The following is a 9,208-nucleotide window of genomic DNA, read 5'->3' on the forward strand; positions in this document are numbered from 1 at the left end:
AGAAGCCGAGCATGTGCAGAGGGGCCGACGTGCTTGTGGTAGCCGGTTATCGTCGGCGTCGCGGCCAGAAACCGCTCACGCCCAGTAGCGCCGAGAGCCCTAGACCGAGCCACGCGAGGCTGTCCCAGAGGCCATCGCCCAGCAACGCGGCGAACAGCCCGCCGATGCTCAGGGCGCCGATCAGCCCGGGCCAGGCAAAGATGCGCGGGGTTGTTTGCGACTTGTGGCTCATGTCCGCTCCTGTCTGGTTTTGCGCTGTTTTCCCCACCACAGGTACAGGCCGCTGCCGAGCACGATGATGGTCAGCACATCGAGCACTGCCCACAGAATTTGCATCGGCCGCCCGCCGTAATCGCCGAAGTGCAGCGGTTGCGACAGGCCCATGGCGTCCATGTACCAAGGGCGTTCACCGACCGCGGTCAGCGCCAGGGTGCGCGCGTCGATCAGCACCGGGGTGAACAGGTGCGAACTCAGGTGCGTGGCGCCGTTCATGAACACTGCATAGTGGTGCTCGCTGGAAAAGCGCGTGCCGGGGAAAGCGATGAAGTCCGGGCGCATGCCGGGGGCGGCCTGTTCGGCGATGTCCAGCAGGCGTGTGGCCGGGGCACGGTCGGTCAGCGGCGGGGCGTCGCGGTAAGGCGCTACCATGGTTGCCAGGCTGTCGTTGCGCCAGGCGGCGATGACCAGGTCGGACAGGGCACTGATCACGCCGGTCACGCCCACCGTCAACGCCCAGGCCAGGGTGACCACGCCGATCAGGTTGTGCAGGTCGAGCCAGCGCAGGCGGCGGGATTTGTCGTGGCGGACGGTGGCGAAGTCCAGCCGGCGCATGAACGGTGCGTAGAGCACGGTGCCGGACACGATCGCGACGATGAACAGCACACCCATGAAGGCCAGCAGCAGCTTGCCGGGCAGGCCGGCGAACAGGTCCACATGCAGGCGCAGCATGAGCATCATGAAACCGCCGTTGGCCGCCGGCATGGCCACGGCTTCGCCGGTGCGGGCGTCGAGCATGAAGGTGTGCGACAGGTTGGGGTCGGTGCCAGCGGTGGCGGCGGTGATGGCGAGCACACCGTTGGGTTGGTCTTGCTCGTAGCCCAAGTATTGAACGACTTCACCGGGGCGGTGCTGTTCGGCCTTGAGTACCAGTTGCTGCAGGTCGAGGTGTGGCGTGCCTGCCGGCATCTCGCGCAGTTCGGGGGCGTCACCGAGCAGGTGTTCGATTTCGTGGTGGAAGATCAGCGGCAGGCCGGTGAGCGCCAGCAACAGCATGAACAGGGTGCAGACCAGGCTGCTCCAGGTGTGAATCGTGGACCAGCGGCGAATGGTTGGGCTTTTCATCACGGTACCGGTGTTGGCCTGTGGAACCTGGGGCCGCAGTGCGGCCCAATCGCCGGCAAGCCAGCTCCCACAAGTACAGCGCAGGCCTCGGGCAATGCGCTGAATCTGTGGGAGCCGGCTTGCCAGCGATTGGGCTGCGAAGCAGCCCCCAGCTCACTCAGAACTTGTAGGTGGCGCTGGCCACAACGCTGCGCTCGTCGCCGTAATAGCAGTAGTACGAGTCACACGTTGAGAGGTATTCCTTGTTCAGCAAGTTGGTGGCGTTGACCGCGACCGACGCGCCCTTGAGGCTGGTGCTCAGGCGGCCCAGGTCGTAATGCACTGCCGCATCGAACACCGTATAGGCATTGGCCTTGCCCAGGTAGGTATTGGCCTGGTCGCCATAGGTATTGCCGGTATAGCGCGCGCCCAGGCCAATGCCGAAGCCGTCGAGCACACCCGAGTGCCAGGTGTAGTCGCCCCACACCGACGCCTGCTGGTTTGGCATCAGCTGCAGGCGGTTGCCTTTGAAGTCGCCATCCTGCACTTCGGATTTGGCCAGGGTGTAGGCGGCAATCACCTTCAGGTTTTCGGTCACGTCGGAAACCGCTTCAAGTTCCAGGCCACGAACTTTCACTTCTCCGGTCTGGCTGGTGATGGTCACGCCACCCACAGTGTCGGTGACCGAGACGTTTTTCTGGGTCAGGTCATACACAGCCGCCGATAGCAAGGTGTTGGAACCTGGGGGCTGATACTTCACACCCAGCTCCCACTGCTCGCCTTCGGTGGGCTTGAACGACTGCGTCGCGGACACATTGGCATTGCTGCTCGGCTGGAACGACTCGGCGTACGACAGGTAGGGCACGAAGCCGGAATCGAACACGTAGCTGATGGCTGCGTTGCCACTGAACTTCTTGTCGCGCTGGGTGCTGGTGGCATCGCCTTGGTTGAGGAACCTGGTGCCGGTATGGACCCAGTCCTCACGCCCGCCCAAGGTCAGGCGCCAGTTGCCAAGCGCCATCTGGTCCTGAATGTACACGCCGGTCTGGCGGGTTTTCTGGTTGTAGTCGTAGAACGCCGTCGAGCGATCCGGGCGGGTGATCGGCAGCCCGTAAACCGGGTCGTTGACGTTGCTGTCCGGCACGTTGAAACCGAAGATCGACAGGTAGTTGTTGTTGGTGCGCTGGTGGTCGAGGCCGATCAGCAAGGTGTGGGTAACATCACCGGTGGCGAAGTCGGCCTGGAAATTGTTGTCCACCGCGAACTGGCTGATGTCTTCGTCGGTGTTGGTGGACATGCGGCGGACAGTGCCGTCGTCTTGTACCGGAGGGGAGTCGGGGTTGTAACTGGCGGGCGTGATGGTCTGGAACGCCAGATCCGACTTGGTGTAGCGCAGGTTCTGACGGAACTGCCAGACGTCGTTGATGCGGTGCTCGAAAGCGTATCCCAGCGCGTAATAGGTGCGGTCGTAGAACTCGTAATCCGGGTCGCCGAGGTTCTTGTGGTGGGAAATCTTGCCGAACGGCATGTCGATCTTGGTGCCCTGAATCGGCCGGAACTGGCTGGTGGCGCCGGTATCGTCGCGGGTGAACTGGCTGAGGAAGGTCAACGAGGTGTCCTCGTCGATGTTCCAGGTCAGGCTCGGGGCGATGTTGTAGCGCTTGTTGTCGATGTGGTCGATCTGGGTGCCGCTGTCGCGGATGACACCGCTGACGCCATACAGCAGGCGGCCTTCGGCGTCGATCTTGCCGGTGCTGGCGAAGTTGATCTGGCGATGGTTGTCGCTGCCATATTGAAGCTCGATCTCGTGGGCGCTTTCGGCCTGCGGGCGGCGGCTGACCATGTCGAGCAGGCCGCCGGGTGGGGTCTGGCCATAGATCGAGGACGCCGGGCCGCGCAACAGGGCGAGGCGGTCGAGGTTCCAGGTTTCGGCTTTCGGGTTGGCATACACGCCACGCGGCAGCGGCAAGCCATCGAGGAACTGGGTCGGCTCGAAGCCACGCACGCGCATCCAGTCATAGCGCGTGTCGCTGCCAAAGCTGGCGGACACGATGCCGGGCATGTAGCGCACGGCATCGTCGAGGCTGTGCACGCCACGGTCTTTCATCTGCTCGCGGGTGGCAACGGAGATCGAGCGCGGCACTTCCACCAGTGCGGTATCGGTCTTGGTGCCAGCGGCGGTGCGCTTGGCCACGTAGCCTTCGCCCGGGCCCCAGGCGCTTTCGCTGATGCTGGCAGCTTCCACGGTGGTCTCCGGCAGTGCGAGGGTACCGTCCGGGACGGCCACCAGGCTGTAGCTGCCCACGCTGCTTTGCTGCAACTGCAGGCCGGTGCCGCGCAGCGCGGCCTGCAGGGCGCCAACACCGTCATATTGCCCGCTGACCGGGGCCGAAGTGCGGCCGCTGACCAGCGCCGGGTCGATGGCCAGGGCGATACCGGCCTGGCTGGCGATCTGGTTGAGGGTGGTGGCCAGCGGGGCGCCGGGCAGGTCGTAGGCGCGCGGGGCGGGTTGCTCGGCGGCGAACAGGGGGCTGGCCAGTGGCGCGGCCACGGCGATAGCCAGGGCCATCAGGCTTGGGCGCAGGATACGATCAACAGCACGGGACATGCAGCGGCTCCTCGACGGATAAGTGCTTACTGCTTCCTTGCCGAGCGAGATTGGAAAAGTGACAGGGCGAATCTGAAAAATATCGAGAATTATTTGAAGCTGGTTTTTGTCTGTGCCGGCCCTTTCGCGGGTAAACCCGCTCCCACAGGTACCGCACAGCTTTCAAGGGCTGTGGAATACCTGTGGGAGCGGGTTTACCCGCGAAGATGCCGGTGCAGGTTCACTTGGGACCGACGGTCACCCACCACCGGGTATGCCGCTCCACCTTCACCGGCAGTGCCGGCACCAGCGACGCCAGGGCCAGGTCGGTGTCGGTCAGCGGGAAACTGCCGGTTACGCGCAGGTCGGCGACCTGGTCATCCACCCCGAGGTAGCCGCTGCGGTATTGGCCTAGCGCGGCCAGCAAGTCGGCCAGGCGCATGTTGTCCACCACCAGCATGCCGCGGGTCCAGGCGTCGGCGCCGGCGGGCACCGTGCCGACCCGGCCGAGGCCGTTGGCGTTCATCAGCACCTGCTGGCCTTCGCGCAGCACCTGTTCGTCACCACTGTTCAGCGGCTTGGCGGCGACCGAGGCCTGCAACACCTCCAGGCGCGTGCCGTGGTCTTCCCGGCGTACCAGGAAGCGCGTGCCCAACGGGCGCAGGCGGCCATCTTCGGTGCGCACCAGCAGCGGGCGCGGGTCGTGGTGGCCGGTTTCGATCGAGATCTCGCCCTGCTGAAGCACGATCACCCGTTGCTCGCCGGCGTAGTCGATATCCACGGCGGTATGGCTGTTCAGGCTGAGCAACGTGCCGTCTTCCAGGCGCAGGGTACGCAACTCGCCGGTGGCGGTGCGGTGTTCGGCCAGCCAGTAGCTGGGCGCCAGCGACGGTGCACCGACCCAGGCCAGCAGCGAACCCAGCAGGAACATGCCGGCCAGCCCGCCGCCGACCTTGCCGATACGCCGGCGCAGGCTGACGCGCGATTGCAGCAGGGCCTGACGGGCCGGGCCGGCTGCGGCGATGACGCGTTGGTCGAGGGCACCGAGCTGGCGCCAGGCACGTGCGTGTTCTTCGCTGGCGGCATGCCAACGCCTGAATTCGCTACGTTCGTCGGCGGTACCGCTGCCGCCCTCGAGGCTCAGCTTCCAGGCGATGGCGGCTTCCAGCACACGCGATGAAACCGGTGCACGGCTCATGTCGGCTCCCCGTACAGGGCCACGTAGCACTGGCGCATACCCTGGGCGATGTACTGACGTACCCGCGACACCGAAACCCCCAGGTGCTCGGCGATTTCGGCATGGCCCATGCCGTCCAGACGGTTGTGCAGGAACGCTGCGCGGGCCTTGCTCGACAGCTTGCCGAGCAGACGGTCGATGGCCTTGAGGTCTTCGAGAATCAGGTGCTGCATTTCTGGCGAAGGTTGTTCGGCTTCCGGCATCAGGGCCAGCTCGGTCAGGTAGGCCTGCTCCAGCGCGGCGCGGCGGAAGTGGTCGAACATCAGGCCCTTGGCCACGGCGGCGAGGAAGGCGCGGGGTTCGCGGGGGGTATCCAGCTGCTCGCGGCCGAGCAGGCGCACGAAGGTGTCCTGGCTCAGGTCTTCAGCACGCTGGCGGCAGGCCATGCTGCGTTGCAGCCAGGCGAGCAGCCAGCCACGATGGTCGCGGTACAGCGCACCGACCAGATCGGCGTGTGGGCTCTGTGCAGAAGACAAAGCGGCGTCCCCCCGGAACGGATGTATTAACTAACGATAATTATTCGCGATTGTGGCAGAGGGCAGGGGGTGGGTGCAATGGACGCTTATCGGATGGCCATCATGGAAGAGGCCGGCAAGGCCAATGCAAGGCTACAGGCCGTGACTCTGCACCTTGCGCCGCCGCCAGCCGCGCAACCGCTGCTCCAGCTGCAGCGGGCTGTCGAGCTGCTGGCGTCGGGCCTGACTGAACAGGATCAATGCCAGCTCGGCGGTAACCAGGGCATCGGCACTGGCATGGTGACGTTCCTCCACCTGCAGGCCAAACCGCGCCACCCAATCATCCAGCCCGGCCTCGCGCAGCACCGTGTCGGGGTTGAGCATCGGCGCCAGCTCGGCAACGTCCAGGAACGGCGCCTGCAAGCGGTAACCCAGGCTTTCCTTTAGCGCCCGAGCCAGCATGCGCTGGTCGAACGGCGCGTGAAACGCCAGCACCGGGCTATTGCCGATGAAGTCGAGAAAGTCGAGCAAGGCCTCGGCCGGGTCGCACCCGGCAGCCAGGGCACTCGGCCCCAGGCCATGAATCAGCACGCTGGCGTTGGTCTTCTGCAAAGGCCTGTGCAGCGTGCGTTCGAACTGCTGGGCAAAGTCGATGGCGCCGTCTTCGATGGCCACGGCGCCGATCGACAGCACTTGGTCTCGGCTTGGGTTCAGGCCGCTGGTTTCCAGGTCCAGCACAACCCAGCGCTGCTCCCGCAGGGTGCATACCCCTGGCGGCGCGGGTTTGGGCAGGCGGGCCAGGCGTTGGCGCATCGCCGGGTCCAGTTCGGGGGCGCTGGGGCGCAGCCAGGCGAACAGGCTCATAACTGGTACCGCAAGGCCAGGCTGCTTTGCAGGCGCTGGGCCTGGCGCAGCGACTCGCGCAGGATGCGCCGGTCCAGGTGGTTGAGGCTGTCCGGGTCCAGGCGGTTGGAGTAGGGCAGGTTATCGCGGGTCTGGCGCTGGTGCTGCTGCATGCGGGTTTGCTGGATGAAGTGGTAGGCCTCTTCATACGCCGCGCCGTCCAGCGCCTCGATCACGCCCTTGGCCACCAGCTGGCGCAGCCGCTCCAGGGTATTGCAGGCGCCGATGCCGTTGGCCAGCGCCAGCAGGCGGGCACCATCGACGAAGGGCGTCAGGCCCTGCACCTTGAGGTCGAGGGTGGCGGCCTTGTCGTTGCCCTGGCGGGTCAGCACGAATTCGCGCAGGCGGCCCACCGGTGGGCGTTGGCGCAGCGCGTTGTCGGCCATCATGCGCTGGAAGATGCGGTTGTCGGCCACTTGTTCGAGCAGGCCCTGGCGCAGCTGCTCGCAGCCCTGCTCGTCGCCCCACACCACGCGCAGGTCGAAATAGATGCTCGAACCCAGCAGGTTTTCCGGGCTGGCTTCGCGGACAAAGCCGGCAAAGCGCCGCGCCCACTCGCTACGCGACAGGCACAGCTCGGGGTTGCCGGCCATGACGTTGCCCTGGCACAGGGTGAAGCCGCACTGGGCCAGGCACTGGTTGATGTATTGCGCCAGCGGCAGCAGGCGGGCGCGGATGGTTTCGGCCTCGCTGCTGTCGGCTGCTTCGAAGAGGATGCCGTTGTCCTGGTCGGTGTGCAGGGTCTGCTCACGGCGCCCTTCGCTGCCGAAGCACAACCAGCTGAACGGCACGCCCGGGTCGCCGCGCTCGGCCAGCGCCAGTTCGATCACCCGGCATACGGTGTGGTCGTTGAGCAGGGTGATGATCTGGGTGATCTGCGTGGAAGACGCGCCATGGGCCAGCATGCGCTCGACCAGCTGGCCGATCTCGCCGCGCAGCGCCACCAAGGTATCTAGACGTGGCGCATGGCGGATGGTGCGCGCCAGGTGCACCAGGTCGACCCGTTGCAGGGAGAACAGGTCGCGCTCCGAGACCACCCCGCACAAGCGCCGGTTTTCCACCAGGCAGACGTGGGCGATATGCCGCTCGGTCATGGCCATGGCGGCGTCGAAGGCGCTGGCCTGGGGGCTGAGATAAAACGGCCGGGCGGTCATGTGCCGCTCGATCGGCGCGCCCAGGTCGGCATCCGCCGCCGCCACCACCTGGCGCAGGTCGCGCAGGGTGAAGATGCCGGTGGGGTAGCGCTGCGGGTCGACCACCACGATGCTGCCGACCTGCTGCTCATGCATCAGGCGCACGGCATCGCGCAGCGGCGTGTCGGCGCTGCAGACCACCGGGTGGCGCATGGCCAGTTCGCCCAGCGGCGTATTCAGCGAATACTGGGTGCCGAGGGTTTCCACTGCGCGCTGGCGTACCTGCTGGTTGACCTGGTCGAGCAGGCTGCTGACCCCGCGCAGGGCGAAGTCCCGGAACACCTCGGACATCGAAAACACGCGGATGAACGCGGCCTTGTTCAGCTGCAGGCAGAACGTGTCCTCACCGGCCAGGTGCTCGGTGCGGGTCGCCCGCTCGCCGAGCAGCGCCGCCAGCGGGAAGCACTCGCCGCTGGTGATTTCGAACGTGGTCTCCACACCGGGCTTGACCAGGTGCTGGCGTTCGCCGACCACACGGCCCTGCTTGACGATGTAGAAGTGCTCGACCGGCCCGTCGGCAGGCTTGACGATGCTTTCGCCGCTGGCATAGAAGCGCAGCTGGCATTGTTCGACCAGGTAGGCCAGATGGCTGTGTTCCATCTGATTGAACGGCGGAAAACGCTGCAGGAACTGCAGGGTTCCCTGAATGTTCTGCAGCACTGCCGTCCTGCCCGCCTGGCTGTATGCGTCCTTTTTGCTCATGAAACTGACCGTATCGCTATGCCGAACTATATATCTATATATATAGGTGCCGGCCATGTTGTTCTCTGCCTCCATGGTCGGCTTGCGGCGGGGTGGTGCCCATTGGACGTAAGTCTATGAGCGCACCTGTCAAAGTCCCGACGAAAGGCGAGCCGGGTTAGGCAAGTTCTGCGGTCCTAATGCTGAAGCGGAAATTTTTTGACGAGATGACCATGCCTGAGCAACACGACATCCTGAGCGACGCCGAGCGCGAGGCCCTGGCCGTCGTGAGTGCGCCTGTGCCCGCCAAGCCGTTGGTGTTGGTGGTGGATGACGACGCGGTCAACCGTGAGGCGTTGACCCTGTACCTGAAAAGCCGGGGCATCGACTGCGTAGGCGCGGACGGGGCCGAGGAAGCCAGGCTGTACCTGCATTACCAGCAGCGGATCGGCCTGATGATCACCGATTTGCGCATGCAGCCGGAGGATGGGCTGGAGCTGATCCGCAAGGTGCGCGAGTCGGAGCGGGCGGCGTTGTCGATCATCGTGGTGTCGGGCGACACCGATGTGGAAGAGGCGGTGGGGGCGATGCACCTGGGGGTGGTGGACTTTCTGTTGAAGCCGGTGGACCTGGACAGGCTGCTGGAGCTGGTGAAGAAAGAATTAAAAATCGATTGAGGCAGGACTGGGGCTGCTTTGCAGCCCTTCGCGGGGCCCCCCCCCCCCCCCCCGGGGGGCCCCCCCCCCCAAAATTTTAGGGGTGGCAAGGGGGGGGGGGGGGGGTGGGGGCGGGGGGGCCCCGGGGCCCCCCGGGGGGGGGGGGGGGTAGGACC

The 9,208-nt window shown here is 65.6% G+C and carries 8 protein-coding genes; 1 reads left to right on the forward strand and 7 read right to left on the reverse strand.

All coding sequences use genetic code 11. The features are described 5' to 3' along the window. Positions 1-46: 46 nt before the first annotated feature. The 7 genes from C6A77_RS21300 to C6A77_RS21330 all read right to left on the reverse strand — a co-directional run bounded on the left by C6A77_RS21300 (position 47) and on the right by C6A77_RS21330 (position 8,397). Positions 47-232, reverse strand: coding sequence for a hypothetical protein (locus tag C6A77_RS21300; RefSeq protein WP_114171247.1), 186 nt, complete (start codon positions 230-232; stop codon positions 47-49). Continuing rightward, on the reverse strand, positions 229-1,341 hold the full coding sequence (locus C6A77_RS21305; protein WP_114171248.1) for a PepSY-associated TM helix domain-containing protein: 1,113 nt from the start codon (positions 1,339-1,341) through the stop codon (positions 229-231). Before C6A77_RS21305 ends, C6A77_RS21300 begins: the two co-directional genes overlap by 4 nt. Before the next feature lie 157 nt (positions 1,342-1,498). Further along, complete coding sequence (locus C6A77_RS21310; protein WP_114171249.1) at positions 1,499-3,928, reverse strand: TonB-dependent siderophore receptor; 2,430 nt, start codon at positions 3,926-3,928, stop codon at positions 1,499-1,501. Positions 3,929-4,148: 220 nt separating this feature from the next. Further along, positions 4,149-5,105, reverse strand: a complete 957-nt coding sequence (locus C6A77_RS21315) for a FecR family protein (protein WP_114171250.1) — start codon at positions 5,103-5,105, stop codon at positions 4,149-4,151. Further along, positions 5,102-5,620: an RNA polymerase sigma factor gene (locus tag C6A77_RS21320; protein ID WP_114171251.1), complete on the reverse strand. Its 519-nt coding sequence runs from the start codon at positions 5,618-5,620 to the stop codon at positions 5,102-5,104. The genes C6A77_RS21315 and C6A77_RS21320 overlap by 4 nt, the downstream gene beginning before the upstream one ends. A gap of 132 nt (positions 5,621-5,752) precedes the next feature. Continuing rightward, positions 5,753-6,463 (reverse strand): 3'-5' exonuclease, encoded by a 711-nt coding sequence (locus C6A77_RS21325; protein ID WP_114171252.1) that lies wholly within the window; start codon positions 6,461-6,463, stop codon positions 5,753-5,755. Continuing rightward, positions 6,460-8,397 carry a putative nucleotidyltransferase substrate binding domain-containing protein gene (locus C6A77_RS21330; protein WP_114171253.1) on the reverse strand — a complete coding sequence of 646 codons (1,938 nt, stop codon included), beginning with the start codon at positions 8,395-8,397 and terminating at the stop codon, positions 6,460-6,462. The genes C6A77_RS21325 and C6A77_RS21330 overlap by 4 nt, the downstream gene beginning before the upstream one ends. Before the next feature lie 179 nt (positions 8,398-8,576). Here C6A77_RS21330 and C6A77_RS21335 point away from each other — a divergent pair, with 179 nt between their 5' ends. Continuing rightward, the gene (locus tag C6A77_RS21335) at positions 8,577-9,053 is read left to right on the forward strand and encodes a response regulator (protein WP_114171254.1); all 477 of its coding nucleotides are present in this window, start codon (positions 8,577-8,579) and stop codon (positions 9,051-9,053) included. Positions 9,054-9,208 lie beyond the last annotated feature (155 nt).

This window comes from Pseudomonas sp. AFG_SD02_1510_Pfu_092 (assembly GCF_003331055.1).
GTDB lineage: Bacteria > Pseudomonadota > Gammaproteobacteria > Pseudomonadales > Pseudomonadaceae > Aquipseudomonas.

What these genes read in the sequence shown, in the direction of transcription:
- C6A77_RS21300 (WP_114171247.1), bottom strand. Translation starts at nt 232, where the DNA reads ATGAGCCACAAGTCGCAAACAACCCCGCGCATCTTTGCCTGGCCCGGG.
- C6A77_RS21305 (WP_114171248.1), bottom strand. Translation starts at nt 1,341, where the DNA reads ATGAAAAGCCCAACCATTCGCCGCTGGTCCACGATTCACACCTGGAGC.
- C6A77_RS21310 (WP_114171249.1), bottom strand. Translation starts at nt 3,928, where the DNA reads ATGTCCCGTGCTGTTGATCGTATCCTGCGCCCAAGCCTGATGGCCCTG.
- C6A77_RS21315 (WP_114171250.1), bottom strand. Translation starts at nt 5,105, where the DNA reads ATGAGCCGTGCACCGGTTTCATCGCGTGTGCTGGAAGCCGCCATCGCC.
- C6A77_RS21325 (WP_114171252.1), bottom strand. Translation starts at nt 6,463, where the DNA reads ATGAGCCTGTTCGCCTGGCTGCGCCCCAGCGCCCCCGAACTGGACCCG.
- C6A77_RS21330 (WP_114171253.1), bottom strand. Translation starts at nt 8,397, where the DNA reads ATGAGCAAAAAGGACGCATACAGCCAGGCGGGCAGGACGGCAGTGCTG.
- C6A77_RS21335 (WP_114171254.1), top strand. Translation starts at nt 8,577, where the DNA reads ATGCTGAAGCGGAAATTTTTTGACGAGATGACCATGCCTGAGCAACAC.